This window comes from Pandoraea sp. NE5 (assembly GCF_024363545.1).
In the GTDB taxonomy this organism is placed as follows: domain Bacteria; phylum Pseudomonadota; class Gammaproteobacteria; order Burkholderiales; family Burkholderiaceae; genus Pandoraea; species Pandoraea cepalis.
In genome coordinates this window covers 2,241,248-2,265,789 of the sequence record NZ_AP025517.1, presented here as the reverse complement: position 1 = coordinate 2,265,789, position 24,542 = coordinate 2,241,248, and the positions used below count along the sequence as shown (strand labels likewise).

Annotated in this window: 24 protein-coding genes; 9 read left to right on the top strand and 15 right to left on the bottom strand. The window is 63.7% G+C overall.

The features are described 5' to 3' along the window. Window positions 1–149: 149 nt before the first annotated feature. The 8 genes from PanNE5_RS10365 to PanNE5_RS10330 all read right to left on the bottom strand — a co-directional run bounded on the left by PanNE5_RS10365 (window position 150) and on the right by PanNE5_RS10330 (window position 8,361). Entirely contained in the window at window positions 150–758 is a 609-nt protein-coding gene (locus PanNE5_RS10365) for a HutD family protein (protein WP_017231768.1), read from the bottom strand. Window positions 759–780: 22 nt separating this feature from the next. Continuing rightward, window positions 781–2,049: a glutamate-5-semialdehyde dehydrogenase gene (locus tag PanNE5_RS10360; RefSeq protein ID WP_017231767.1), complete on the bottom strand. Its 1,269-nt coding sequence runs from the start codon at window positions 2,047–2,049 to the stop codon at window positions 781–783. Window positions 2,050–2,255: 206 nt separating this feature from the next. After that, on the bottom strand, window positions 2,256–3,335 hold the full coding sequence (gene holA / locus PanNE5_RS10355; protein ID WP_017231766.1) for a DNA polymerase III subunit delta: 1,080 nt from the start codon (window positions 3,333–3,335) through the stop codon (window positions 2,256–2,258). A gap of 11 nt (window positions 3,336–3,346) precedes the next feature. Beyond that, complete coding sequence (gene lptE / locus PanNE5_RS10350; protein WP_017231765.1) at window positions 3,347–3,862, bottom strand: LPS assembly lipoprotein LptE; 516 nt, start codon at window positions 3,860–3,862, stop codon at window positions 3,347–3,349. Window positions 3,863–3,957: 95 nt separating this feature from the next. Then, the gene (leuS, locus tag PanNE5_RS10345) at window positions 3,958–6,552 is read right to left on the bottom strand and encodes a leucine--tRNA ligase (RefSeq protein ID WP_017231764.1); all 2,595 of its coding nucleotides are present in this window, start codon (window positions 6,550–6,552) and stop codon (window positions 3,958–3,960) included. Between the two features lie 104 nt (window positions 6,553–6,656). Continuing rightward, window positions 6,657–6,818, bottom strand: coding sequence for a hypothetical protein (locus PanNE5_RS10340; RefSeq protein WP_261939713.1), 162 nt, complete (start codon window positions 6,816–6,818; stop codon window positions 6,657–6,659). 49 nt (window positions 6,819–6,867) lie between these two features. Continuing rightward, window positions 6,868–7,665, bottom strand: a complete 798-nt coding sequence (gene dapB / locus PanNE5_RS10335) for a 4-hydroxy-tetrahydrodipicolinate reductase (RefSeq protein WP_026131560.1) — start codon at window positions 7,663–7,665, stop codon at window positions 6,868–6,870. Window positions 7,666–7,692: 27 nt separating this feature from the next. Beyond that, window positions 7,693–8,361 carry an outer membrane protein assembly factor BamE gene (locus PanNE5_RS10330; RefSeq protein WP_261939712.1) on the bottom strand — a complete coding sequence of 223 codons (669 nt, stop codon included), beginning with the start codon at window positions 8,359–8,361 and terminating at the stop codon, window positions 7,693–7,695. Between the two features lie 166 nt (window positions 8,362–8,527). Between PanNE5_RS10330 and fur the strand changes: the two genes are divergently transcribed. Next, the gene (gene fur / locus PanNE5_RS10325) at window positions 8,528–8,965 is read left to right on the top strand and encodes a ferric iron uptake transcriptional regulator (RefSeq protein ID WP_017231760.1); all 438 of its coding nucleotides are present in this window, start codon (window positions 8,528–8,530) and stop codon (window positions 8,963–8,965) included. 298 nt (window positions 8,966–9,263) lie between these two features. Here the strand turns inward: fur and gap are convergent, their stop codons facing one another. Beyond that, window positions 9,264–10,274 (bottom strand): type I glyceraldehyde-3-phosphate dehydrogenase, encoded by a 1,011-nt coding sequence (gene gap / locus PanNE5_RS10320; protein ID WP_017231759.1) that lies wholly within the window; start codon window positions 10,272–10,274, stop codon window positions 9,264–9,266. A 28-nt stretch (window positions 10,275–10,302) separates the two neighbouring features. Then, a complete protein-coding gene (tkt, locus tag PanNE5_RS10315; RefSeq protein ID WP_051060048.1) occupies window positions 10,303–12,315 on the bottom strand; it encodes a transketolase in 2,013 nt (670 codons plus the stop codon). Here tkt and PanNE5_RS10310 point away from each other — a divergent pair. From PanNE5_RS10310 to PanNE5_RS10295, 4 genes are all read left to right on the top strand, one after another. Then, window positions 12,269–13,420, top strand: a complete 1,152-nt coding sequence (locus tag PanNE5_RS10310) for a polyamine aminopropyltransferase (RefSeq protein WP_261939711.1) — start codon at window positions 12,269–12,271, stop codon at window positions 13,418–13,420. The genes tkt and PanNE5_RS10310 overlap by 47 nt on opposite strands. 161 nt (window positions 13,421–13,581) lie before the next feature. Beyond that, a complete protein-coding gene (locus PanNE5_RS10305; protein WP_017231756.1) occupies window positions 13,582–14,004 on the top strand; it encodes a VOC family protein in 423 nt (140 codons plus the stop codon). 79 nt (window positions 14,005–14,083) lie between these two features. Further along, the gene (locus tag PanNE5_RS10300) at window positions 14,084–14,821 is read left to right on the top strand and encodes a 16S rRNA (uracil(1498)-N(3))-methyltransferase (protein WP_261939710.1); all 738 of its coding nucleotides are present in this window, start codon (window positions 14,084–14,086) and stop codon (window positions 14,819–14,821) included. A gap of 48 nt (window positions 14,822–14,869) precedes the next feature. After that, window positions 14,870–15,514 carry a YidB family protein gene (locus PanNE5_RS10295; RefSeq protein WP_017231754.1) on the top strand — a complete coding sequence of 215 codons (645 nt, stop codon included), beginning with the start codon at window positions 14,870–14,872 and terminating at the stop codon, window positions 15,512–15,514. Between the two features lie 167 nt (window positions 15,515–15,681). On the opposite strand, the gene PanNE5_RS10290 is transcribed toward PanNE5_RS10295, so the two are convergent. The 3 genes from PanNE5_RS10290 to PanNE5_RS10280 all read right to left on the bottom strand — a co-directional run bounded on the left by PanNE5_RS10290 (window position 15,682) and on the right by PanNE5_RS10280 (window position 19,229). After that, window positions 15,682–16,188 carry a barstar family protein gene (locus tag PanNE5_RS10290; protein WP_410007573.1) on the bottom strand — a complete coding sequence of 169 codons (507 nt, stop codon included), beginning with the start codon at window positions 16,186–16,188 and terminating at the stop codon, window positions 15,682–15,684. Window positions 16,189–16,237: 49 nt separating this feature from the next. Beyond that, on the bottom strand, window positions 16,238–16,633 hold the full coding sequence (locus PanNE5_RS10285; RefSeq protein ID WP_261939708.1) for a ribonuclease: 396 nt from the start codon (window positions 16,631–16,633) through the stop codon (window positions 16,238–16,240). A 292-nt stretch (window positions 16,634–16,925) separates the two neighbouring features. After that, window positions 16,926–19,229 (bottom strand): NADP-dependent malic enzyme, encoded by a 2,304-nt coding sequence (locus PanNE5_RS10280; RefSeq protein ID WP_017231751.1) that lies wholly within the window; start codon window positions 19,227–19,229, stop codon window positions 16,926–16,928. A gap of 431 nt (window positions 19,230–19,660) precedes the next feature. Between PanNE5_RS10280 and thiL the strand changes: the two genes are divergently transcribed. From thiL to PanNE5_RS10265, 3 genes are all read left to right on the top strand, one after another. Further along, the gene (gene thiL, locus PanNE5_RS10275) at window positions 19,661–20,662 is read left to right on the top strand and encodes a thiamine-phosphate kinase (RefSeq protein WP_150564246.1); all 1,002 of its coding nucleotides are present in this window, start codon (window positions 19,661–19,663) and stop codon (window positions 20,660–20,662) included. After that, window positions 20,659–21,180, top strand: a complete 522-nt coding sequence (locus PanNE5_RS10270; RefSeq protein ID WP_017231749.1) for a phosphatidylglycerophosphatase A — start codon at window positions 20,659–20,661, stop codon at window positions 21,178–21,180. The genes thiL and PanNE5_RS10270 overlap by 4 nt, the downstream gene beginning before the upstream one ends. A 132-nt stretch (window positions 21,181–21,312) precedes the next feature. After that, entirely contained in the window at window positions 21,313–21,816 is a 504-nt protein-coding gene (locus tag PanNE5_RS10265; RefSeq protein ID WP_017231748.1) for a CinA family protein, read from the top strand. A 56-nt stretch (window positions 21,817–21,872) separates the two neighbouring features. Here PanNE5_RS10265 and pyrF read toward each other — a convergent pair whose 3' ends face one another. Continuing rightward, the gene (pyrF, locus tag PanNE5_RS10260; protein ID WP_261939707.1) at window positions 21,873–22,685 is read right to left on the bottom strand and encodes an orotidine-5'-phosphate decarboxylase; all 813 of its coding nucleotides are present in this window, start codon (window positions 22,683–22,685) and stop codon (window positions 21,873–21,875) included. A 178-nt stretch (window positions 22,686–22,863) separates the two neighbouring features. Here pyrF and PanNE5_RS10255 point away from each other — a divergent pair, with 178 nt between their 5' ends. Next, the gene (locus PanNE5_RS10255; protein ID WP_017231746.1) at window positions 22,864–23,739 is read left to right on the top strand and encodes a mechanosensitive ion channel family protein; all 876 of its coding nucleotides are present in this window, start codon (window positions 22,864–22,866) and stop codon (window positions 23,737–23,739) included. A 59-nt stretch (window positions 23,740–23,798) separates the two neighbouring features. Here PanNE5_RS10255 and mtgA read toward each other — a convergent pair whose 3' ends face one another. After that, entirely contained in the window at window positions 23,799–24,539 is a 741-nt protein-coding gene (gene mtgA / locus PanNE5_RS10250) for a monofunctional biosynthetic peptidoglycan transglycosylase (RefSeq protein WP_261939706.1), read from the bottom strand. Window positions 24,540–24,542: the final 3 nt, after the last annotated feature.

The following is a 24,542-nucleotide window of genomic DNA, read 5'->3' as shown; positions in this document are numbered from 1 at the left end:
GTATGCCGTTTCGCTCGCTGGAAAAGTATCGGGATCGGCCTAGGGAAAATACGAGGGCGACGGGGGCGCGCGTTGGGCGCGGCGTCACGCGAGCGGACGGGATGGGGGAGACCGGCCTGTAAGCGTCTGCGCGGCACAGGCCAGGGGGTTCAACGTCGCGAGAGCGTCGCCAGGAAGAGGTGGGCAGGGCTTGCCTCGGCCAGCAGCTCACAGACATCACCACCGTCGACGCGAAGCGCATGTCCCTCGGGAACGCTCACGGCTTGGCCGTCCGCGAAGACCGCCCGCACCTTCCCTTGCGCACAGTAAAGGAAGGCGACGGCGTCGGCGTCCGTTGGCAGCGACCACGTCACGGCGTCTCCATCGAGCCGATGCTGCGCCAGCGTGTGCTGCCATGCGGCGCGACGTGTCATGACGTTGAAGTCGTCGATGGGCACGCCGGACGTCTCCAGCATCGGTGTGCTGCTCACCGTCAACTCGCCGCCGAAGACGTATGGAGGCGTGCGCGTCGAGAGCGTCACGTCCGGGCGGCCTTCGACATTGAGCGTGAGGGTGCCGCCCCGCACGATGGCCAGCGAGCGGTCGATGCCCGGGAACACGGAGAACGGCCCCGGGCTGGCGACCGTGGCCGTGCTGATGCGCCAATCGAAGCCGTCTTCACCGGGACGTCGCGCCACCGCCAGCTCGGTCGTGACTCCCAGGCCGTTCTTCCACGGCATCTTCTGAAAATCGGCCGGGCCGAGCGTTTGCAGTTTCATGCGACGTCTCTGACGAATTGGCTTACTTGCGGACTTCGCCGTGTCCGAACACGACGTACTTCAAACTCGTCAGGCCCTCGAGACCCACCGGACCGCGGGCGTGCAGCTTGTCGTTCGAGATACCGATCTCGGCACCCAGACCGAATTCGAAGCCGTCGGCGAAACGCGTGCTCGCGTTGATCATCACGCTCGCGGAATCGACTTCGCGCAGGAATTGCATGGCGGCGGAGTAATCCTCGGTCACGATGGCATCGGTGTGATGCGAGCCGTAGCGATTGATGTGCGCGATGGCCGGCGCCATGCCATCGACGATCTTCAGCGCCAGCACCGGTGCCAGATATTCCGTCGACCAATCCGCTTCGGTCGCCGCCACCACGCCCGTCATGCCGGCTTCGCTGAGCGCCGCCAGGGTTCGGTCGCAACCGCGCAACTCGACCTGCTTATCCTGGAACATGCGCGCGATGGCGGGCAACTGGTCGATGGCCTGTTGGTCGACGAGCAATGTTTCCATCGTGTTGCAGGTGCCATAGCGATGCGTCTTGGCGTTCTCGCAAATCGCCAGCGCCTTCGCCGGATCGGCGCGACCGTCGACGTAGACATGGCAGATGCCGTCGAGGTGCTTGATCATCGGCACGCGCGCGTCCTGCATCAACCTCGCGATCAGGCTCTTGCCGCCACGCGGCACGATCACGTCCACATAGTCGGTCATCGTGATGAGTTCGCCGACCGCTGCACGGTCGGGCGTGCTCACGACCTGCACGGCGTCACCGGGCAAGCCGCTCGCCGCGAGCGCCTGCGCGATGAGGGCGGCCAGCGCCGTGTTGCTCTCGATGGCTTCGGACCCGCCGCGCAGAATGGTCGCGTTGCCCGACTTCAAGCAAAGCGCAGCCGCGTCGATGGTCACGTTGGGACGCGATTCGTAAATGATGCCGATGACGCCCAGCGGCACGCGCATCTGACCGACCTGAATACCGCTCGGCTGCACGCGCACGTTGCTGATCTCGCCGATGGGGTCCGACAGGCCCGCGATCTGACGCAGTCCTTCGATCATCGTGCGCAGCGCCTTGTCCGACAGCGTGAGACGGTCGATGAACGCGGCGTCCTGACCATTGACGCGGGCGCGCTCGAGATCGCGGCGATTCACGTCCTGCAACGCCGCGCCATCGCGCTCGATGGCATCGGCAATCGCGAGCAGCGCGCGATTCTTGGCAGCGGTGTCGGCACGCGCCATGGCACGCGACGCCTCACGGGCGCGCTGGCCCAACGATTGCATGTAGGCTTTGATATCCATATCGTCTGTTTCGCAGTTCTCTTGGCGACGCAATCGCCAGTACGTTCGGTGGGTTTTCGGTGCCGGCCGTCATCACGGTATTCGGACGGCAGCACACGGCACGTCGCCAGTCATGCGCCAGATTGTCCGTCAATTGTGGGGATCTTGCTGGCGCGGCTCCCGTGCCCCGGGAGGTGTTCCGGCGTTTGGCAGCGCTTGGGCGCGGTCTACGCGTGCACCGGACGGGGTGCGCGAGCGGAGCGCGCCATCGGCGGTCGCTCGCCGGCGAGCAGCAGCCCGAGTTGCAGCATGCCGTCCCACGGGTCGCCGGACAGACCGTCGGCCCGCAGCCCCTTGACCTGCCGGTCAAGACGCGCGGCCAACTGCAGTGCCTGCGCCAGCTTGGCGGGTGTGACTCGGTGGGCCGCCTGCTCCATCAGGCGCTCTCGTGGCCCCCAGACCCGATACTCGCGCAGCAACATCGCAAGCGGCTTGCCCGCCGCCATCCCGCGCGTGATCTTGGTGAGCGTGCGCACTTCTTCGGTCAACGCCCACAGGACCAGCGGTGCTGCTTCGCCCTCGCCACGAAGGCCGTCGAGCATGCGCACCAGCCGGGCGGTATCGCCTGCCAGTACGGCCTCACTGAGTTTGAACACGTCGTAACGCGCCACGTTCATCACGGCATCCTGCACCTGCTCGAACGCAAGCGCACCCGCCGGATACAGCAGACCGAGCTTCTGAATCTCCTGATGGGCCGCCAGCAGGTTGCCCTCGACGCGATCCGCGATGAACTGCAGCACACGTCGCCCGGGCTCACCGGCTTCGACGCGCTGCCCTTGTGCGGCGAGACGCTGCGCAATCCAGTCCGGCAGACGGCTCCGGTCGACCGGATCGATCTTGATCGTCACGCCCTCGCGATCGAGTGCCGTGAACCAATCGGATTTGGTCGCTGCCGCATCGAGCCGGGGCAGCGTGACAATGGTCAGGACGTCGCCGTTCGCGGCACCGGCGTGCGCCTTGAGCGCTGCGCCGCCGTCCTTGCCCGGCTTTCCGCCGGGAATGCGTAACTCGATGAGTTTGCGGTCGCCGAACAGCGACATGGACTGGCCGGCGTTCGCGAGCGCGCCCCAGTCAAAGCTGCGCTCGACGCTGAGCACATCGCGCTCGGTGAAACCGCCCGCACGCGCCGCCGCGCGCACGCGATCCACCGCCTCCTGAACGAGCAGGCTCTCGTCGCCGTATATCGTGTAGATCGGCGAGAGGGTCTTGGCGAGGTGCGCGTCGAGCGCGTCGGAACGCAGTTGCATGATGGCAGGCGTTACTCTTCCGGTGGCTTCGCCGGCAGGGATTTCACCGCTTCCATGCGACGAATGATTTGGTCGACGGCATCTTTCTGCATGTCGCGGTTGAGCAGAGCGGCTTCGGTATCGCGCGCCGTCGTTTCGTTGTCGCTGTAGGGCAGATTGCGCGTCAGGCGAATCGTGCTCAACGGGATGATCGGCGTGCCATCCGGTGTCACGAGTTGAAAGGTGAACGCACTACGCAGCTCGTACTCGCGTGCCTGGCCATTGGCATCGAGACTGATGGCCGTACGCGACGACGTAGTGTTCACGATTTCCAACCGCGCATCGGCATCCTTAGGCTCGGTCACCACGACGGTGTCCTTGCTGCCGTAACGGATGTAGCGCGAGATGTCGGTCGCCATCTGACCACCGCCCGAGATATACAAACGGTGGAACGCATACTCGCTCGCGCCGCGCAGTTGGAAGCCGCACGCCGACAGTATCAACGCGCAACTCAGCAGGGCGATGCCGCCGAAGACCCTGCGCGTCATACCGACGCTTCGTTGTCCGGATGTGATTTGCACGAGATGTGCCCTCTTGTCACCAAACGTCATCAATTCATCGATCGGCGGCCGCAACGGCCACCTCAGAGCACTACGTTCACAAGTCGGCCCGGTACAACGATGACCTTCTTCACCGGCTTGCCTTCGCCGAACTTGGCGGTCATTTCGTGCGCCAGCGCGGCTTGCTCGATGGCCTCGCGCGAAGCGTCCTTCGCCACGCGCACGGCGCCACGCACCTTACCCGCCACCTGCAGCACGAGTTCGATCTCGTCCTGCACCAGCGCGGCGGCGTCGACTTCCGGCCACGGCGCATCGAGCAGATCGCCCTGTTGCGCCGCGTAGCCCAACTCGACCCACAAGCCGTGGGTGACGTGCGGCACCACCGGATACAGCACACGCAGCAGAATGCCGTAGCACTCGCGCACCGCTCCGGCGCCCGCCGCCCCCTTGTCGCTCTCGATGGCGTTGAGCATCTTCATCGCCGCGGACACGACCGTGTTGTATTGCACACGCTGATAGTCGTAGTTGGCCTGCTTGAGCACGCCATGAATCTCGAGACGCAGCGCCTTGGCCGCCGGGTTCGCCGTATCGATGGCGGCGTCCGCCTGACGCAGCAGCGCGGCCTGCGACTGGCCGAAGCCCCACAGGCGGCGCAGGAAGCGGCTCGCGCCTTCCACACCGGCCCCCGACCATTCGAGTTGCTGTTCGGGCGGTGCCGCGAACATCACGAACAGACGCGCCGTATCCGCGCCGTGCTGATCGATCAGCGACTGCGGATCCACGCCGTTGTTCTTGGACTTCGACATCTTCTCGATTCCGCCGAGCGTCACGTCCGCACCGTCAGCCTTCGACGTTGCACTGACCGGACGGCCCTTGTCGTCGAACTGCACTTGCACGTCGAGCGGGTTGAACCACGTCTTCTTGCCCGCGGCATCCTCACGATAGTACGTCTCGTTGAGCACCATACCCTGCGTGAGCAGGTTCTGCGCCGGCTCCTTGAAACTCACCAAACCCAGATCGCGCATCACCTTGGTCCAGAAGCGCGAATACAGCAAGTGGAGAATCGCGTGCTCGATGCCGCCGATGTACTGATCCATCGGCATCCAGTAATCGGTGCGCGCGTCGACCATGGTGTCGGCGTCCGGGCAGGCATAGCGCGAGAAATACCACGACGAGTCCACGAACGTGTCCATCGTGTCGGTCTCGCGGCGCGCCGGCTTGCCGCACTTCGGGCAATCGCACTTGAGGAACGCTTCCGACTTGGCCAGCGGGTTGCCGGTGCCGTCCGGCACGAGGTCTTCGGGCAACACGACCGGCAGGTCCTTTTCGGGAACCGGCACCGCGCCGCACGACGCGCAGTGAATGATCGGAATCGGCGTGCCCCAGTAACGCTGGCGCGAAATCCCCCAGTCGCGCAGACGGAACGTGACCTGCTTGTCGCCTGCACCCTGCGCCTTGAGATCCGCGGCAATGGCGTCGACGGCGGCCGCAAAGGCCAGACCGTCATATTTGCCGCTGTTGACCAGCGTGCCATTTTCCTTGTCGCCGTACCAGGCCTGCCAGGCTTGCGTCGAATAGGTCTCGCCGGCCACCGCGACAACCTGCTTGATCGGCAGGTCGTACTTGCGCGCAAACGCGAAGTCACGCTCGTCGTGGGCCGGAACGCCCATCACCGCGCCCTCGCCGTACCCCATCAGCACGTAGTTGCCGATCCACACCTCGACCTTCTCGCCGGTCAGCGGATGCGTGACGAAAAAGCCCGTCGGCATGCCTTTCTTTTCCATCGTGGCGATGTCGGCTTCGGCCACGCCACCCTGCTTGCATTCGGCGATGAACGCCTGCAGGTCGGGACGATCGGCGGCCAGACGCGTTGCCAGCGGATGCTCGGCGGCGATTGCGCAGAAAGTCACGCCCATGATCGTGTCGGCACGCGTAGTGAACACGCGCAGCAGTTTGTGCTCGCCGTCCAGCTCGTACGGGAAGCCGAAGTTCACGCCAAAGCTCTTGCCGATCCAGTTCTGCTGCATCACCTTCACGCGCTCGGGCCAGCCGAGGTCGTCCAGGTCGCCGAGCAGTTCGTCGGCGTATTCGGTGATGCGCATGTAATACATCGGGATTTCGCGCTTCTCGATGAGCGCACCCGAGCGCCAGCCTCGACCGTCGATCACCTGCTCGTTGGCGAGCACGGTCTGATCGATCGGGTCCCAGTTCACCGTGCCGGTCTTCAGGTAGACAACGCCCTTCTCGAGCATCTTCAGGAACAGCCACTGGTTCCAGCGGTAATAGTCCGGCTTGCAGGTGGCGACTTCGCGCGACCAATCGATCGCCAGACCCATCGCCTGCATCTGCTTCTTCATGTACGCAATGTTGTCGTACGTCCACTTGGCCGGCGGCACGCCGTTGGCCATTGCCGCATTTTCAGCCGGCATGCCGAAGGCGTCCCACCCCATCGGCATCAGCACGTTGTACCCACGCATGCGCATCTGACGATACATCACGTCGTTGATGGTGTAGTTGCGCACGTGGCCCATATGCAGCTTGCCCGACGGATACGGCAGCATCGAGACGCAATAGAATTTCTGTTTGTCCGCGCGCTCGGTGGTCTTGTAGGCATCGATGGCCTGCCAATGAGACTGGGCGGAGGCTTCGACGTCGGCGGGAACGTATTTTTCTTGCATGATGGGTCGGCGGGTAGGATTCGGCTCGGCTTCGGCCCCGCCGGTGCGCGGCAAAGGGCGCGCAGCACGCAAGCGTTTGGGGGCAAATCCGGGGAAAACGATGATTATAACGCCGACGGCAACGGATTCGGCGCGACGGTGGAGAGCAGATGCGGCCTGGAGGCCGCCTTGGCGTGGATGCCGCCCGATGCGTCATGCGATCCGTGGCGGCGTGCGTCTTTGATGTCGGCGTCCGGTGCCGGCTGGCGCACCGTCTGCCCTCTCATGCGCCACCTCGGCGGGCCATCCGCGCGCCGCACGCCGGCAAGGGCTGAATCAGCGCAGGCCCAAAACGTCCTGCATATCGAACAGGCCCGTGTTGTGTTGCGCGAGGAAACGGGCAGCACGCAGCGAGCCTTGCGCATACGACAGACGGCTCGACGACTTGTGCGTGATCTCGATGCGCTCACCGATGCCGGCAAACAGCACCGTGTGATCGCCCACGATATCGCCGCCGCGCACGGTCGCGAAACCGATGGTCGACGGATCGCGCTCGCCGGTCACGCCTTCGCGGCCGTAGATGGCGCATTCCTTCAGATCGCGGCCCAATGCGTCGGCCACGACTTCACCCATGCGCAGCGCCGTGCCCGACGGGGCATCGACCTTATGGCGGTGATGCGCTTCGATAATCTCGATGTCGTAGCCCGTGCTCAAAATCTTCGCCGCGACTTCGAGCAGCTTGAACGTGGCATTCACACCCACGCTCATGTTCGGCGCAAACACCACGGCCACGCGCTCGGCACCCGCCGCCAGACGCGCCTTGTCGGCTTCCGAGAATCCGGTCGTGCCGATGATCATCTTGACACCGTGCTTTTCGGCGGCAGCCAGATGCGCCAGCGTGCCTTCGGGACGCGTGAAGTCGATCAGATATTGTGCGTTGGCGAGCGCGACATCGAGATCGGCGGTGATGTTGACACCCGTCTCGCGCCCCAGAAAGGCGCCGGCGTCGTGTCCCAGCGCCGGGCTGTCCTCGCGGTCGAGCGCACCGACCAATTCGGCGTCGTCGGTGGCCAGTACGGTTTCAATCAGCATCCGGCCCATACGGCCGGAGGCGCCAGCAATCGCAATCTTCATCATGGAATTCTTGACTCTTCAGACAGCTTACTTGGGCATCGAGAACAGGCCACCGCCGGAAGTCACCCGCGGCGACGGGACAAGCCCCGTGCCCGTGGCCGTCGTCGCACTGCCCGAAGCGCTGTCGCCAGCGGTGGACTGTGCGTTGGACGCAGGGGCCGGTTCGGAAGCGGTAGCCGCCGCAGCGGTCGACACGGTCGCGACGTCGGACGCGGCGGGCGCGGCAGTCTCCGCGGTCGCGGCACTCGCCGTCGACGGGGCCGAGGCGTCGGTCTTTACGGTCTTGCCCTTCTGACCATCGATTTCCCGCACCAACTGATATTCGGTCGGCAGATTTTCTCCGCCTTCCCAGCGCGCCAGCGTGTCGCCGTCGAAGTACACCTTCAGGTGACGCTCCTGAACCACCGACGCATTGCCGCGCTTGAAATAGAAGACATAGTCCCAGCGATTCGCGTGGAAGATGTCCGTGAGCAGCGGCGTGCCGAGCAGTTGACGGACCTGATCGCGCGTCATGCCGGCTTTGAGCTGCTCATAGGCCTCTTTCGAGACGAAGTTGCCTTGAACGATGTTGATTCGATACGGCGTGACCACGCCGATCACTTTGTCGGTCACGCTGTCATACGTCGAGCAACCGGCCAGGGCCAGGAATGCCGCTGCAGCGCAGACGGAGAGCGGAAGGGAGAGATAACGACGCAAATCTGACTCGCTTTCAAAAAAATCGACCTTGAATCCGGCACGCCGGGCGCGCCGCCACATCGCCCCCGTTGACGGCACAAACCGTCCCGATTGCCCTGGTTTGCGCCCGGGCAAGGCAAAAAGGCATTATTATTGCGGCTGTATTGTACTCTAGGGACGTAGAGCGATGCCGAATCCCGCCGATCTGAAAAATATCGGACTGAAAGCCACGCTTCCGCGCCTCAAAATTCTGGAGATTTTCCAGAACAGCGAGAGCGAGGTGCACCATTTAACCGCCGAAGACGTCTATCGTCATCTGCTCAACGAAAACCTCGATATCGGTCTGGCCACGGTGTACCGTGTCCTGACGCAGTTCGAGCAAGCGGGCCTATTGTCGCGCAGCAACTTTGAGTCCGGCAAGGCCGTTTTCGAGCTCAACGAAGGCCACCACCACGATCACCTCGTGTGCCTCGACTGCGGGCGTGTCGAAGAGTTCTTCGACGCCGAGATCGAACGCCGCCAGAAAATGATCGCCAAGGAACGTGGCTTCGCGCTCCAGGACCACTCGCTCGCGATGTACGGGAGCTGCACGAAAAACCCCTGCCCGCATCGCCAAAAGAATTAAGCGTTGTTTTGGCATAATGTCTTCTGATGAAGACATTATGGGATTCCCCCTAGCTTCGGGTCTTGAAGCGCTGAGCACGGCTACGCATCGTCGGCAAACACCCCGTAAGCAGCGATGAGAGACTGCAATCGATGCCACCACCATGGTGCCAGCGCATTAAGCGTTGCGGATGGGTACGCGCAGCCCGAAATAGCTGCGGTTATCGCCTAAACACCGGCATCCCTCACGACGTAGCGCACCAACGAAAAAGCCGCCGTCTCACGACAGCGGCTTTTTTACGACTGGACGTCAAACGCGATTACTTCGCCGACATGAGTGCAACGGTCGTGTCGAGCATGCGGTTCGAGAAGCCCCACTCGTTGTCGTACCACGAGCCGACCTTCACGAGGCGGCCCGACACCTTGGTCAGTGTACCGTCGAAGTTCGACGAGGCCGGGTTGTGGTTGAAGTCGACCGACACCAGCGGTGCCGTGTTGTACGTTGCGATGGCCTTGAGCGACCCCTCGGCTGCTTCCTTCAGAATCGCGTTGACTTCGTCAACCGTCGTGTCGCGCTTGGCAACGAACGACAGGTCGACGATCGACACGTTGATCGTCGGAACGCGAATGGCGTAACCGTCGAGCTTGCCATTGAGTTCCGGCAACACCAGACCGACGGCCGACGCGGCGCCCGTCTTGGTCGGGATCATGCTCATCGTGGCCGAGCGCGCGCGACGCAGGTCTTCGTGATAGACGTCCGTCAGCACCTGGTCGTTGGTGTAGGCGTGCACCGTCGTCATCAGACCCGTTTCCAGACCGATTTTCTCGTGCAGCGGCTTGACCAGCGGCGCCAGGCAGTTCGTGGTGCACGATGCGTTCGAGATGACCGTGTCGGTCGACTTGAGCACGCCTTCGTTCACGCCGAACACGATCGTGGCGTCGACATCCTTGCCGCCCGGCGCCGAGATAATGACCTTCTTCGCGCCGCCCTTCAGGTGAGCGCCGGCCTTTTCCTTCGTCGTGAAGAAGCCCGTGCACTCAAGCACGACATCCACGCCCAGCTCGCCCCACGGCAGTTCGGCCGGGTTGCGGTTGGCCAGCACGCGAATCTTGTCGCCGTTGACGATCATGAAATCGCCGTCGACCGACACCGTGCCCGGGAACTTGCCGTGCGCCGTATCGTATTGCGTCAGGTGAGCGTTCGTCTGCGCATTGCCGAGATCGTTGATGGCGACGATTTCGATGTCGTGCTTCTTACCACCTTCATAATGGGCACGCAGCACGTTGCGGCCGATACGGCCGTAGCCGTTGATAGCGACGCGAATGGTCATGGGGGTTTCTCCGTAAGGTCTAACGAAATCAGCCAAGCACGGACTTGACCGTCGCGACCACGTGGTCGACGGTGAAGCCGAAGTGTTTGAACAGCACGCCGGCCGGGGCCGACTCGCCGAAGGTGTCGATGCCGACCACGCCGCCTTCCAGGCCGACGTACTTATGCCAATACGCCGTCACGCCGGCTTCGATCGCCACGCGCGACACACCGCGCGGCAGCACACGCTCGCGATACGCCTTGTCCTGACGGTCGAACACATTGGCCGACGGCATCGACACGACACGCGCCGCGATGCCCTCGGCAGCCAACGCCTCGGCGCCCTTGAGCGCCAGCTCGATTTCCGAGCCGGTCGCGATCAGCACGATCTGCGGATTCGCCACGTCGCGCAGCACATAGCCGCCACGACGGATATCGGCAATCTGCGCATCGTCGCGCGAGACGAACGGCAGGTTCTGACGGCTGAGCACCAGGCTCGACGGACCATCGTGACGTTCGACGGCCGCCACCCAGGCGACTGCCGTCTCCGTCGTATCGCAGGGACGCCACACGTCCATCTGCGGGATCAGGCGCAGGCTCGAGACGTGCTCGACGGACTGGTGCGTCGGACCGTCTTCACCCAGGCCGATCGAGTCGTGCGTGAACACGAAGATCGAGCGCAGCTTCATCAGCGCCGCCATACGCAGCGCATTGCGGCTGTAGTCCGAGAACGTCAGAAACGTTCCACCGAACGGGATGTAGCCGCCATGCAGCGCCATGCCGTTCATGATGGCGCTCATGCCGAACTCGCGCACGCCGTAGTTGATGTGATTGCCAAACTGCACGCCTTCCGCGTTGGCGCGCACCGCCTTGCTGGCCTTCCAATTCGTGAGGTTCGAGCCGGTCAGGTCGGCCGAGCCACCCAGGAACTCCGGCAATACGGCGGCCAGACCTTCGATCGCAAGCTGCGAGGCCTTGCGCGTGGCGACCGTCTCGCCCTTCTCGTTGGTCTTGGCGATGAACGCGGCGGCGGCCGACTTGAAGTCGCCGGGCAGCTCACCCTTCATGCGACGCTCAAATTCGGCAGCCTCTGCCGGGAACTGGCTGCGGTAGGCGGCAAAGCGCTCGTTCCATTCGCCTTCGGCACGCTGACCGGCGACCTTGGCATCCCATGCGGTGTAGACATCGGCCGGCAGCTCGAACGGCGGCAGGTGCCAACCGAGCGACGCGCGCGTGGCGGCGATTTCGTCGGCGCCCAACGGCGCACCATGCACATCGTGACCGCCCTGCTTGTTCGGCGCGCCCTTGCCGATCAGCGTCTTGCAGCAGATCAGCGTCGGACGATCCGAGGTCTTGGCCTGGGCGATGGCGGCGTCGACCGCGTCGACATCGTGGCCGTCGATGTCGCGAATCACGTTCCAGCCGTAGGCTTCGAAGCGCTTCGGTGTGTCGTCGGCAAACCAGTATTCGACGTCGCCATCGATCGAGATACCGTTATCGTCGTACAGCGCAATGAGCTTGTTCAGACGCAGCGTTCCCGCGAGCGAACACGCTTCATGCGAGATGCCTTCCATCAGACAGCCGTCGCCGAGGAACGCGTACGTGTAGTGGTCGACGATATCGTTGCCCGGGCGGTTGAATTCCTTGGCGAGCAGGGCCTCGGCCAGCGCGAAACCCACCGCGTTGGTGATGCCCTGACCCAGCGGGCCCGTGGTCGTCTCGATGCCCGGCGTGACGCCCACTTCCGGGTGCCCCGGCGTCTTGCTGTGCAGTTGGCGGAAGTGCTTGAGCTCTTCGATCGGCAAGTCATAGCCCGTCAGATGCAGCAACGAATAGATGAGCATCGAGCCGTGGCCATTCGACAGCACGAAGCGGTCGCGATCGAACCAATGCGGGTTGACGGGGTTGTGCTTGAGGTGACGGCCCCAGAGAGCGACCGCGATATCGGCCATGCCCATCGGCGCGCCAGGGTGACCGGAGTTGGCCTGTTGGACCGCGTCCATGGAGAGGACGCGAATGGCAGAGGCCATCAGCGCAGGCGTAGCAGAAGAGGAGTTCGTCATGGTGAACAGCCGGAAGAGCGGGCGTGCCCCCGTTGCCGCGAGCTGCCGCGCGAAATTCGAATGCGGAATAAAGTCCAAGATTTTACCAGATACGGCCGTTGCCCGGGTCGCTCGCGGCGAACTTCCCCAAATGACGGGAACGTGGAATCATGCAAAGAACAGGCATGATCGCCACCCATTAGAGGAAGTTGCCTCGCCAATGCACGCCAAACGTGACCTCAGCGACGACCCATCGACCGCCGCATTGCGCCCGTGCACGGCGCCGCTCGGGCCTTGGGCCGGTTATACGTTCGCCGCGCGCCCGGTATTCGCCGCCACATCGGCCTATCAGCGCATCGAGGTCATGGATTTGCCTGCGTTCGGGGCACTTGGGCGAGCGTATCGACTCGACGGCCGGTTCATGGCTTCGCTCGCCGATGCGCATATCTGCCACGAATGCATGGTGCATCCGCTCTTGCTTGCACACGAGAACGCCCAGCGTGTGTTGGTGCTTGGCGGGGGGGATGGCGGCTCGGCGCGCGAAGCCTTGCGTCACGCGAGCGTGCGCGAGGTTGTCGTCGCCGAACTCGATGCCCAGGTGCCTGCGACGATCCTGAAGTACATGCCGACGTTGGCGGACGGCGCATTCGACGATCCGCGCACCACGCTTGTCATCGGCGACGCCCGGGATCTCGTCGACGCCGCGCTGGCTCGCGGAGAAGCGTTCGACGCCGTGATTTTCGACCTGACCGACGCTGACGGCGAAGCGGCCACGCTGCACGGCGCGCCTTTCTTTGCCAAACTCCGCGCGTTACTCGGCCCACGCGGCGCTATCGCCCTGCAACTCGGGGCGCCATGGTTCGAGGCCGATCAAGTCGCGCGCATGCTTGATGCCCTGCGCTCGGCGTTCAAATTTGTCCAACCGATAACCACGTATGTGCCGCTGTACGGCACGTTGTGGGCGCTCGCGTTCGCCAGCGATTCGCTCGACGTGCGTGGCAGCGATGCAACCGCGGCCACGCAGGCTCTGCTATCGCGAGAATCCCTGCGCCACTATGCGCCGGCCCGGCGTGCCGCGCTTTTCGACATCCCGCCGGAACTGATGGCCGTGCTCGGCGATCGATAACCAACCGCGCGACGACGAGATGACGCGACGCAAGTGAATCAAGCCCGCATTCCTTGTATATTGAAAACTCATCGCAACCGTTGGCGGCGGACCGTTCGCGTATTCGTGCGTCAGGACGAGACTGCTTTACCCACAGCCGACGCTCATACCGGAGCACCGTCATGCCCGATCCCCGCCCCGCCCATGTGCCGTGGTTGACGCCCTACCTGACCGTGCGCGACGCCAAGGCGGCGGCGACGTTCTATGCGCAGGCGTTCGGCTTCTCGGTGCATGACATGGTGAACGACGACGGCATCGTCATGCACGTCGAAATGTTTTATCAAGGGCAATTGATCGTGATGTTCGCCCCCGAAGGCGCGTTCGCGAGCACCGCGCGCACGCCGCGCACCTCCGGTGTGGAGGCGTCGCAGAGCTTCTATGTCTATACGGAAGACGTCGATGCACTATACGCGCAGGCGACCGCCGCCGGCGCGAAGGGGCTAACGCCTCCCAGCGACCAATTCTGGGGCGACCGCTTTTGCCAACTGGAAGACCCGGACGGCTATCGCTGGGGCTTCGCCCGCCCCGTCGCTCCGCGAAGCTGAGCCGCTTCTCCCTCTGACGTTGGGGTATGCTTCTGTCCCCGGCGCCACGCCCGACCGCGCCCTTTCGACTCCCGTCCGTATGCCTCGCTTCTTTATCGATGTGCCGCTGCACGCCGGCGCACTGCTTGATCTTCCCGAGACGGTGGTGCGTCACGCTCAGGTATTGCGCCTGAAGATCGGCGATGCGCTCACGCTTTTCGACGGCACGGGCGGCCAATATCCGGCCGTGCTCACGACGCTGGAAAAGCGCCACGCCACGGCGCAACTCGGCGAACGGGAGGCGCGCGAGGTGGAGACGCCGTACCGCGTCACCCTGGCACAGGGCATCGCCGGCGGCGACAAGATGGACTGGCTGATAGAAAAGGCCATCGAGCTAGGCGTGGCGGACATTCAGCCGCTGATCACCGAACGCTCGGTGATCCGGCTCGACGGGGAACGTGCGGCGAAGCGCGTTGCGCATTGGCAGGCGCTGGCACAGGCCGCTTGCGAGCAATGCGGCCGAAATCGCGTGCCACGCGTCCTGCCGATTCGCCCGATCGGCGCTTGGCTGCGCGAGCAAGGCGCGGTGACAGACGACGGATGGCGTGTGCTATTGTCACCCAGAGCGGACAGCGGTTTCGACTCGCTGCCGCTGCACGCACCGTCTCAGCCAGGCGTTTTGCTGTTCGGCCCGGAAGGCGGACTGGCACCGCACGAAGAATCCCTCGCGCGGGCGGCCGGTTTTATGGCGATTCGCCTGGGCGAACGCATCTTGCGAACGGAAACGGCGGGCATCGCGGTCCTCGCGGCATTGGCCGCGCGCTGGGGCGGTTGGTAAGCCTCGACGATTTGCACATTGGCTTCACAAGCCTAAAGGAGTCATCCCATGGGTATCCTGGATTCCATTCTCGGCGGCATTTCTGGCAATTCGGCCGATGGCGGTAGCGGTAGCGGCGGCAATACCAAGATGTTGCTGCTGATGGGTTTGCTGGCGATGATCGCCAACCGTTCCGGCAACGCGCAGGCACAGGGCGGTCAGGGCGGCGACCTGATTGGCTCGTTGGGGGGCGCACTCAGCGGGATGCTGGGCGGTGCGGCGGCGGGCGGCGGTGGTGCCGGCGGTCTTGGCGGTTTGCTGGGCGGGTTGCTGGGCGGAGGACAAGCACCGCAGCAGGATGCCGCCGGCAACCCCGCGACGTCCCCTGGCGACCTGGTGGGCGCGCTCGGCGGACTGGGCGGACTGACGCAGGTGCTGGAAAATGGCGGCCTGGGCGATGCGATGCGCTCGTGGGTCGGCACCGGCAGCAATCAGCCAGTGTCGGCCGATCAGGTGGCCCAGGCGCTTGGCCCGGGAGGACATCTGCAGCAACTGGCCGATTCGGCGGGCGTCAGCCCGGATGAGGCCGCACAGCAACTGTCGTCGCTGCTGCCCGAGGTGGTCAATCACCTCACACCGAACGGTGATCTACCGCAAGGCCATCTCGACCTGGCAAGCCTCGCCCAGCAATTCCTCGGTGGACGGACCGGCTGAGGCAAGGCCATCCAGGAATCCGATAATCGCCGGCTGAAAACGTAAAAAGGTCCGCAATGCGGACCTTTTTCGTGAGGTTGGCGTGACGCATGTTCGCGTCGGGGCGAGACCGGTGACGTCAGACGATGTTTCCGAGGTCACTCACCGACGATTTGCTTGGTGGTCCGTCAGGCAAACGAGTAAAAGACGCGGAACGTGATACGACGCTCAGCCCAGAACTCGGCGGCATCGCGGAACACGTCCAGCAGGGTTTCGCGACCGTCCTTATCGAACTTCGTCGCCACCGGCAATCCCTCGAGCACGACGACAAAACCAGGCTGCTGGCCTGCGTGATGCACCAGATCGGTCAGACAATCGTGCAAGGCGTCGTAATTCTTTCCGAAATGCTTTGGAAACAGGAACGACGTGGCGATCGTCTCCAGCACCTCGGCCTTGCTCTGCGCCTGCGAACAATTGGCGTAGAGGAAGTGCTGCCCGAGTCGCTCGGCCTCTGCGGCCAATTCCGGCACGCGGAATGCGCGGATCGACTGCACGATATTCGGCCTGACGGTCTTGAAAAGACTCATATCTCCCTCTTCCGATAAGGTATGGCGGCGGCCGGCCCGCGCGACAGCATGCAGGCCCAGCACCTGCTTGAACAAGTTGCCCTCGCCCGCACCGAATGGATCTGCCATACGATCTTTCCCGCGTTCCTGTGCGAAAACCGGCTCACTCATACTGCTGTCATTCCCTTATGCGTCTAAAGCTGTTGTAGTGATCTTGTGTGTAGTAACAAGGATCGACCGCCCGCTGGTCCCCGCCACAGATGATGCGCCTGGCGCCCCGATTGCGGGCACCGGGGGTCGGCACCGTGTATTCATGGTAATAGCCACGCCGCATTTTGGGCAGCTGCTTTTCGTAGTTCCCGAACACAACGCCGTCTTTGGCGTAGGGGAACGGCCCGCCCTGGGCAATCAGCGTCAGCGTGCGCTGCGCTTCGCGAGGCAACTCGGCAACGGACACTGCGACCGTTGAACCCGTGACGTATGGCGCGGTTTCGCGCGCCACAGCATTGGACCACAGAAACACACTACCAGCCGCCGTCAGCGCCACGATGCTCCGGTGAAGCCAACGTGCCATGGTCATAGCTAGCCTGTCGCCCGACGTCGTATTGCGCCGCGGGCTTGTTCTGGTGGTTGAAGCCGTAAGGTTATCGCTATTGGTCCAGAGAATCAATGTCGGCTTACATTTTGCAACGAAACAACGCGACAAATTATTGAAAATAAAGGATTTTAAAGAGAGTGAGCGCACACATGACGGTGTGAGCGTGCAAAATGTCTCGCCGGAATGCAAATCGCCGCCCCCAAAAGGGGCGGCGATTTGTCGTTAACATGTGTCGAACGGTGGCGAACCGCCGCGCGCTCGCCAGACGTCAACGCGCCTGTTGTTGCGCCGCCGCATCGGCCACCACCAGCGCCACCATGTTGATGATGCGTCGCACCGTGGCCGACTCGGTCAGGATATGCACCGGCTTGGCAGCGCCCAGCAGGATTGGCCCGATCGCCACGTTATTGCCCGCCGCCGTCTTGAGCAGATTGTACGCAATGTTCGCGGCGTCGATATTCGGCATGATGAGCAGGTTCGCAGCACCGGTCAGCGTCGATTCCGGCATGATGCGTGCGCGCAGTTCCGGGTCTAGTGCGCAGTCGCCGTGCATTTCGCCGTCAACTTCCAGATCGGGCGCACGTTCCTGCAGGATCGCCAGCGTTTCGCGCATCTTGCGGGCGCACGCGGCGTCGCTGGTACCGAAGTTCGAATGCGACAACAAGGCCACCTTCGGCTGGATACCGAAGCGGCGAATCTCCTCGGCGGCCATCAGCGTGATTTCGGCCAGTTCCTCTGCGCTCGGATCCTGATTGATGTGCGTATCGACCAGGAAAATCTGCCGGTTCGGCAAAATCAGGGCGTTCATCGCCGCATAGACATGGCCCCCGGCCCGCTTGCCGATCACGCGATCGATGAAGTGCAGATGACGGCCCGGCGTCGACACCGTGCCGCAAATCATACCGTCCGCTTCGCCCTTGCGCACCAACATGGCGGCAATCAGGGTCGTGCGGCGACGCATCTCGACGCGCGCATAAGACGCCGTCACGCCCTTGCGGTTGGTCAGCTGGTGATACGTTTCCCAGTAATCGCGATAGCGCTCGTCGTGCTCCGGGTTCACGACGGTGAAGTCGACACCCGGTGTCAGGCGCAGGCCATATTGCTGCACGCGGTGCTCGATCACGGCCGGGCGCCCCACCAGGATCGGCGTGGCGACACGTTCATCCACAAGCACCTGTACGGCACGCAGCACGCGCTCCTCTTCGCCCTCGGCAAACGCAATGCGTTTCATGTTCGCAGGCACGCTGCGCGCAACAGAGAACAGCGGCTTCATCAGACCGCCGCTGTGGTACACGAACTGCTGGAGCGATTGCGCATAGGCATCCACATCCGCGAGGGGACGCGTGGCGACACCGGCGGCCATCGCCGCTTCGGCCACCGCGGTCGCGACCTTGACCAGCAGACGCGGATCGAACGGTTTCGGAATCAGATAGTCGGGGCCGAACGACAGGTTTTTGATCCCGTAGGCCGACGCCACGATATCGCTCTGCTCCTGACGCGCCAATTCCGCCAGCGCATTCACCGCCGCAATTTCCATCGAGCGCGTGATCGTCGTGGCGCCAACATCGATCGCACCGCGGAAGATGAACGGAAAGCAAAGGACGTTGTTGACCTGATTCGGGTAATCGGTGCGGCCCGTCGCCATCACGCAATCCGGACGCACTTCCTTCGCAAGTTCCGGTGTGATCTCTGGATTCGGGTTGGCCAGCGCGAAGATCAGCGGTTTGTCGGCCATCGTCTTGACCATTTCCGGCTTCAGCACGCCGGCAGCCGACAGCCCGAGGAACACGTCGGCGCCGCCAATCACGTCGGCCAGCCCGCGCGCATCGGTCTTTTGCGAGAACCGGATTTTCTCCGGATCCATCAATTCGGTGCGGCCCTCGTACACCACCCCCGCCAGGTCCGTCACCCAGATGTTCTCGATGGACAGCCCCATGTCGACAAGCAGGTCCAGGCACGCAAGCGCGGCAGCGCCCGCGCCGGACGTCACCACCTTCACGGACTTCAGATCCTTGCCGACGACCTTCAGGCCGTTGATCAGCGCCGCGGCCACCACAATGGCCGTGCCGTGCTGATCGTCGTGGAAGACCGGAATCTTCATGCGCTCGCGCAACTTGCGCTCCACGATGAAGCACTCGGGCGCCTTGATATCTTCAAGGTTGATGGCGCCGAAGGTCGGCTCCAGCGCCGCAATGATGTCGACGAGCTTTTCGGGGTCTTTCTCGTCGATTTCGATATCGAACACGTCGATATTGGCGAATTTCTTGAACAACACGCCCTTGCCTTCCATCACCGGCTTGGATGCCAGCGGGCCGATATCACCCAGACCCAGCACGGCCGTGCCGTTCGTGATCACGCCGACCAGATTGCCGCGCGCCGTGTAGCGCGATGCATTGAGCGGGTCGACGACGATCTCCTCACACGCGGCGGCAACGCCCGGCGAATACGCCAGCGCCAGATCGCGCTGGTTGAGCAACTGCTTGGTCGGCGCGATGGCGATTTTGCCGGGCGTGGGGAATTCGTGATACTCGAGCGCAGCTTCGCGCAGTTTCGGATCGATCGGCGTGGGCATGAGGGGAGGCTCTTGACGAACAAAATGGGGTCGGATTTTCAGTGCAAATTGTAGCCCCATTTATTCACGCCACTTATGCAAAAAGCGAATAGGGGCTGCACCTGCGCGGTACGGCTTCCCCGCCGATAGTGGCCAAAATTCCTGGCGATTTCAACGCTGCGCTGCACCATCGCCCGCCTTTTCGGACCACGGACGTCTAGCCCCGTGGGGGGGATCCGAGACGGGCATGGGAATCCGTCTGAATTCCGGGCGTCCGTGCTTTGTTCGCTTGGGAAAGCCCGGGTCGCCTCTTAGAATAGGGGCTTGCCTGTGCATCACCGCAGCCCTTTACTTATTGCCCACCGCCTAATGCTCCCTGGCGTCACGCGTTGCACCGGAGTGGTCCCGCAACGCGATGCGCCCGGTCAAGGCGGGCAACCGCGCCGTTGCTCATGACCCTGACGTCTGCCTCAACTCCACCGCTGTCCGAGTTCTCGCTGATCGACCGCTTCTTCGCCCACGCTACCCGGCCGGGCGAGCATGTGACGCTCGGCATCGGAGACGACTGCGCGTTGCTGCGTCCCCCCACCGGCGAGCAGCTCGCGATTTCGACCGACATGCTCGTGGAGGGCCGCCACTTTTTTGCCGACGTCGACCCGCGCGCGCTCGGTCACAAGACCCTTGCCGTCAATCTGTCGGATCTCGCGGCCATGGGCGCGCGGCCCATGGGCTTCACATTGGCGATTGCCCTGCCCGACAGCGACCCGGCCTGGCTCGCGCCCTTTGCCGAGGGCCTGTCGGCGTTGGCCGACCGTTACGCCTGCCCGCTTGTCGGCGGCGACACCACGCGCGGCCCACGCAATCTTTGTGTGACCGTCTTCGGCAGTGTGCCCGGCGCCCAGGCGTTGCGCCGCGATGCCGCGCAGCCCGGCGACGACATCTGGGTCTCCGGCACCCTCGGCGATGCCCGGCTGGCGCTCGGTGCGATACGTGGGGAATGGACCTTGTCGGACGTCGATCTCGCCCTCGCGCGCCGCGCGCTGGACTGGCCCGAGCCGCAGGTGACGCTCGGACTGGCGCTGCGCGGCGTGGCGCGCGCCGCCCTCGACATCTCCGATGGGCTGCTGGGCGACCTCGGCCATATCCTGGAGCGCTCCGGTGTGAGCGCAACGGTGAACGTCGACGATGTACCGTGCTCCGACCTGCTGGCCGCGCAAACGCCGGTGATTCAGAGAATGTGTGCGCTGGCGGGCGGCGACGACTATCAACTGGGCTTCTGCGCCGACCGTGCGCAACGGCCGCATATCGAGGCGATCGGCAACGAACTCGGCATACGCCTCACGCGTATCGGTACAATAGCGCTTCCCGACGCGCGCCTCGCCCGGCTGCACCTCCAGGACAAGACTGGCGCGTCCGTCGCTGCCGATTTCAAAAGTTTCGACCATTTCCAATGAGCACTGATCAACCGGCCGCCGTCAACTCGGGCAGCGGCCCGCGCCGGCCGAACTCGCGGTTCCTGCTGTCGCACCCTGCCCACCTCTTTTCGCTCGGCTTTGGCACGGGCCTGTCGGCGTTCGCGCCGGGCACCGTGGGCACGCTTTTCGGATGGGCATCGTATCTGGTGCTCAATCTGTACCTGACGGTCACGGGATGGGGCGTGCTGATCGTCGCGTCCATCGTTGGCGGCATCTGGATCTGCGCCTACACAGCGCGCAAGCTTGGCACATCGGATCCGAGCCCCGTCGTCTGGGACGAGATTGTCGCGTTCTGGATCGTGCTGCTGCTCATTACGCCGGCGAGCTTTGTCGGCCAATTGGTGGCCTTCGTGCTGTTCCGATTCTTCGACGCCGTCAAGCCGCCGCCGATCCGATATTTCGACCGCACGGTCAAGGGTGGCCTCGGCATCATGCTGGACGATCTCGTCGCCGCCTTTTGCACGCTGCTCGTCATTGCGCTGTGGCGCTCGATCTGATCGACCGGGCTTGCCGCCGCGCGATGGCGCAAGCCGCATCATGACGGGTGCCTCGCTGGCGCCGTTCCCGCGGGCACGCGCACCGATACCCGTGACCTATTCGTTGCATTGACTTATTGAAGGCGTCGTCCCGTGGTCTCCGAACAAAATCTTCTGGCCCAACTGTCGGTCAAAGTCGGCAATCGTCTGCGTGACGAACGCCTGATGCTGACCACGGCCGAGTCATGCACCGGCGGCCTCGTTGCGGCAGCAATCACCGACGTTTCCGGTAGCAGCCAATGGTTCGAGCGTGGCTTCGTGACGTATTCGAACCAAGCCAAGTCCGAAATGATCGGCGTTCCGCCTGAATTGATCGACAAACACGGTGCCGTGAGCGAACCGGTGGCACGTGCGATGGCCGAAGGCGCACTGCTGAACAGTCGTGCACAGATCTCGCTGTCGATCACCGGCGTGGCCGGCCCGGGCGGCGGGTCGCCCGAAAAACCGGTGGGTATGGTGTGCTTCGCGTGGAGCAACCGCGTCACGACCCTCGTCGAGACGAAGCGCTTCAAGGGCGATCGCACACAGGTGCGCAGTCAGGCCGCACAGCACGCGCTGCGCGGCGTCATCGAATTCCTCGACCAGGCCGAGACGTAATCGTCGCGCCGCCCTGCGACGTTTGACGACGATCCGCGCATCGGCACGCGGACCGATCAGCGATAGGCGTTGATGCTGTCGCGCGTGTTTTGCGCAGCGGCGGCAGCCGCCGCGGCGAAGTGCTCGTCGCGACCGGCGTAGATGATGGCACGCGACGAGTTGATCATCATGCCCGTCCCGTTCGCGGTGCGACCGGCTTTGACCGTCGCTTCGACGTCCCCGCCCTGAGCGCCCACGCCGGGAATCAGCAGCGGCATGTCGCCGACGATGCTGCGCACGGCAGCGATTTCTGCCGGGAACGTCGCACCCACCACCAGGCTGATCTGCCCGCTCGTATTCCACGGCCCCGCGGCCAGGCGCGCCACCGTCTGATACAGCGGCTTGCCATCGACATCGAGGAATTGCAGATCGCTGCCGCCCGGGTTCGACGTACGGCACAGCACGACGACGCCCTTCTCGGCATGCGCCAGATACGGCTCCAGCGAATCGAAGCCCATATAGGGATTCACCGTCACGGCGTCGGCACGATAGCGCTCGAACGCTTCGCGCGCATACTGCTCGGCGGTGCTGCCGATGTCACCACGCTTGGCGTCCAGAATCACTGGCAGGCCCGGATGATCGGCGTGGATATGGGCGATCAGCCGTTCGAGCTGCTCCTCGGCGCGATGCGCAGCGAAATAGGCGATCTGCGGCTTGAATGCACACGCGTAGGGGGCGGTAGCATCCACAATCTGGCGGCAGAACTCGAAAATCGCGTCCGGCTGCGCTTGCAGATGCGCGGGAATGCGCGACGGCTCGGGATCCAGGCCCACGCAAAGCAGAGAATTGTTGCGCGTCCAGGCCGCGTTAAGTACTTCGGTGAATGTCATGACGGGGTTCCGGCGGGGTTCCGGCGGCGGTATTCCGACGGCGGGTGATTCGAGACTGATTCCTTCCAGCAAGGCCGACATTTTACCTGCTCCGCGCGCCGGTCGAACCAATCCGCGCGCTTCGCGTCAATCTTGATATCGGTGCTCTCGGGCCCCCATCAACACGGAGAACCCCCATATGACTGAGGTTACCCCCCCGCTCGCGTCCTTCGACGCCGTGATGGGCTTTCTCGCGGCCAACGCCGTCCGCTACGGTCTGTCGCTCGTACAGGCCGTGTTGATTCTGTTGATCGGCTTCTGGATCGCGAAGCGACTGGCGCGCTTCGTACACCGAACGTTGAGCCGTTCGCCCCACTTCGACGCAACGCTCAAACCGCTCATCGAGTCGATCGCGCTCTGGTCGGTGCGCATCATCACGCTCGTTGCCGTGCTCGCTCAATTCGGTGTGCAGACCGCCAGCATCATCGCGGTGCTCGGCGCGGCAGGCCTTGCCATCGGGCTGGCCCTGCAAGGCACGTTGCAGAATATTGCGGCGGGTACGATGCTGCTGGTGCTGCGCCCGTTCCGCAACGGCGACTACATTACGGCCGGCGCGTCGGTGGCCGGCACCGTCGATGAAATCGGCCTGTTCACCACCACGCTCACAAATGCTGACGGCATCTACGTCTGCGTGCCGAACAACCAGATCTGGGGCCAGCCGATCACGAACTTCAGCCGCAACGCCACGCGTCGTATGGAGGTCACCGTGGGCATCGCGCTCGACGACGATCTCGATGCCGCCATGACGGCACTGCGCGCCCACGTGGCAGAAGACGCGCGAGTGCTCGACAAGCCGGCACCGGAAATCATGGTCAAGCAGGTCAGCGACAACGCCGTGATTGTGAACGTGCGGGTATGGTCATTGCTGGGTAACTACTGGGGCCTCTATTGGGACCTCCAGCGCGGCGTCAAGGAGACGGTCGAGGCCGTGGGTTGCTCACTCCCGTATCCGACGCGCACTGTCATGCACGTGCCAGCACAGCCGATACCGGACGCGGCCCCCTCGCGACACTAGCCCCACACACGCCCGCGCGTGCTCGTCGTGCGACAGTCCACGCGCGGGGGGCTATCCGCCTATTGTGGCAACTCCGCCGCCCCCATGCGACGCGCGATCACGCCGGCGCGTTGCGCAAGGTACGGCGAATTGCGATGGGCATCGAAGTAGCGCGGACGCGGCAACATCACCGCCAGCCGCGCCGCCTGCCAAGCGGAGAGCTTCGAGGCCGGAATGCCGTAGTAGTGCCGTGCCGCAGCTTCCGCGCCGAACACGCCCTCGCCCCACTCCACCGAATTGAGATAGATCTCGAAGATCCGCTGCTTCGTCATCCAGAACTCGAGCATCCACGTGATGCTCAATTCTTCGGCCTTGCGCAGGTAACTTCGCTCGCTCGACAGGAACAGATTCTTCGCCAGTTGCTGGGAGAGGGTCGAGCCGCCCGCGACGATGCGCCCCTTCTTCTGATTCTTCTCCCATGCGCCGAGCATCGCGTCGATCTCGAAGCCATCGTGATTGACGAAGTTCGCGTCCTCGCTCGCGATGATGGCGCGCTTCAGATGTCGCGAAATCTGGTCGTACGGCACCCATTGGTGCTTGAGCGTCGCCGTCGGATCCGTTTCATGCAATCGCGCGGCGGCCGCGCGCATAAACGCCGTCGACGACGGATCGAAACGCACCCACCAGCCAATCTGCACGAAGTAATAGAGCTGCGTGGCAAGCACGCCCACGAAGACCAACGTGACAACGTAGGCTGTCCACTGCCACGCCCCCCAGCGGCGATGGCGAGTCGTGCGCGAAGCGCGTCGCGGCGCAGCCATCGG

Coding starts and splice junctions, on each gene's coding strand:
- PanNE5_RS10365 (WP_017231768.1), bottom strand. CDS start 758: ATGAAACTGCAAACGCTCGGCCCGGCCGATTTTCAGAAGATGCCGTGG.
- PanNE5_RS10360 (WP_017231767.1), bottom strand. CDS start 2,049: ATGGATATCAAAGCCTACATGCAATCGTTGGGCCAGCGCGCCCGTGAG.
- holA (WP_017231766.1), bottom strand. CDS start 3,335: ATGCAACTGCGTTCCGACGCGCTCGACGCGCACCTCGCCAAGACCCTC.
- lptE (WP_017231765.1), bottom strand. CDS start 3,862: ATGACGCGCAGGGTCTTCGGCGGCATCGCCCTGCTGAGTTGCGCGTTG.
- leuS (WP_017231764.1), bottom strand. CDS start 6,552: ATGCAAGAAAAATACGTTCCCGCCGACGTCGAAGCCTCCGCCCAGTCT.
- PanNE5_RS10340 (WP_261939713.1), bottom strand. CDS start 6,818: ATGAGAGGGCAGACGGTGCGCCAGCCGGCACCGGACGCCGACATCAAA.
- dapB (WP_026131560.1), bottom strand. CDS start 7,665: ATGAAGATTGCGATTGCTGGCGCCTCCGGCCGTATGGGCCGGATGCTG.
- fur (WP_017231760.1), top strand. CDS start 8,528: ATGCCGAATCCCGCCGATCTGAAAAATATCGGACTGAAAGCCACGCTT.
- gap (WP_017231759.1), bottom strand. CDS start 10,274: ATGACCATTCGCGTCGCTATCAACGGCTACGGCCGTATCGGCCGCAAC.
- PanNE5_RS10310 (WP_261939711.1), top strand. CDS start 12,269: ATGGCAGAGGCCATCAGCGCAGGCGTAGCAGAAGAGGAGTTCGTCATG.
- tkt (WP_051060048.1), bottom strand. CDS start 12,315: ATGACGAACTCCTCTTCTGCTACGCCTGCGCTGATGGCCTCTGCCATT.
- PanNE5_RS10305 (WP_017231756.1), top strand. CDS start 13,582: ATGCCCGATCCCCGCCCCGCCCATGTGCCGTGGTTGACGCCCTACCTG.
- PanNE5_RS10300 (WP_261939710.1), top strand. CDS start 14,084: ATGCCTCGCTTCTTTATCGATGTGCCGCTGCACGCCGGCGCACTGCTT.
- PanNE5_RS10295 (WP_017231754.1), top strand. CDS start 14,870: ATGGGTATCCTGGATTCCATTCTCGGCGGCATTTCTGGCAATTCGGCC.
- PanNE5_RS10290 (WP_410007573.1), bottom strand. CDS start 16,188: ATGGCAGATCCATTCGGTGCGGGCGAGGGCAACTTGTTCAAGCAGGTG.
- PanNE5_RS10285 (WP_261939708.1), bottom strand. CDS start 16,633: ATGGCACGTTGGCTTCACCGGAGCATCGTGGCGCTGACGGCGGCTGGT.
- PanNE5_RS10280 (WP_017231751.1), bottom strand. CDS start 19,229: ATGCCCACGCCGATCGATCCGAAACTGCGCGAAGCTGCGCTCGAGTAT.
- thiL (WP_150564246.1), top strand. CDS start 19,661: ATGACCCTGACGTCTGCCTCAACTCCACCGCTGTCCGAGTTCTCGCTG.
- PanNE5_RS10270 (WP_017231749.1), top strand. CDS start 20,659: ATGAGCACTGATCAACCGGCCGCCGTCAACTCGGGCAGCGGCCCGCGC.
- pyrF (WP_261939707.1), bottom strand. CDS start 22,685: ATGACATTCACCGAAGTACTTAACGCGGCCTGGACGCGCAACAATTCT.
- PanNE5_RS10255 (WP_017231746.1), top strand. CDS start 22,864: ATGACTGAGGTTACCCCCCCGCTCGCGTCCTTCGACGCCGTGATGGGC.
- mtgA (WP_261939706.1), bottom strand. CDS start 24,539: ATGGCTGCGCCGCGACGCGCTTCGCGCACGACTCGCCATCGCCGCTGG.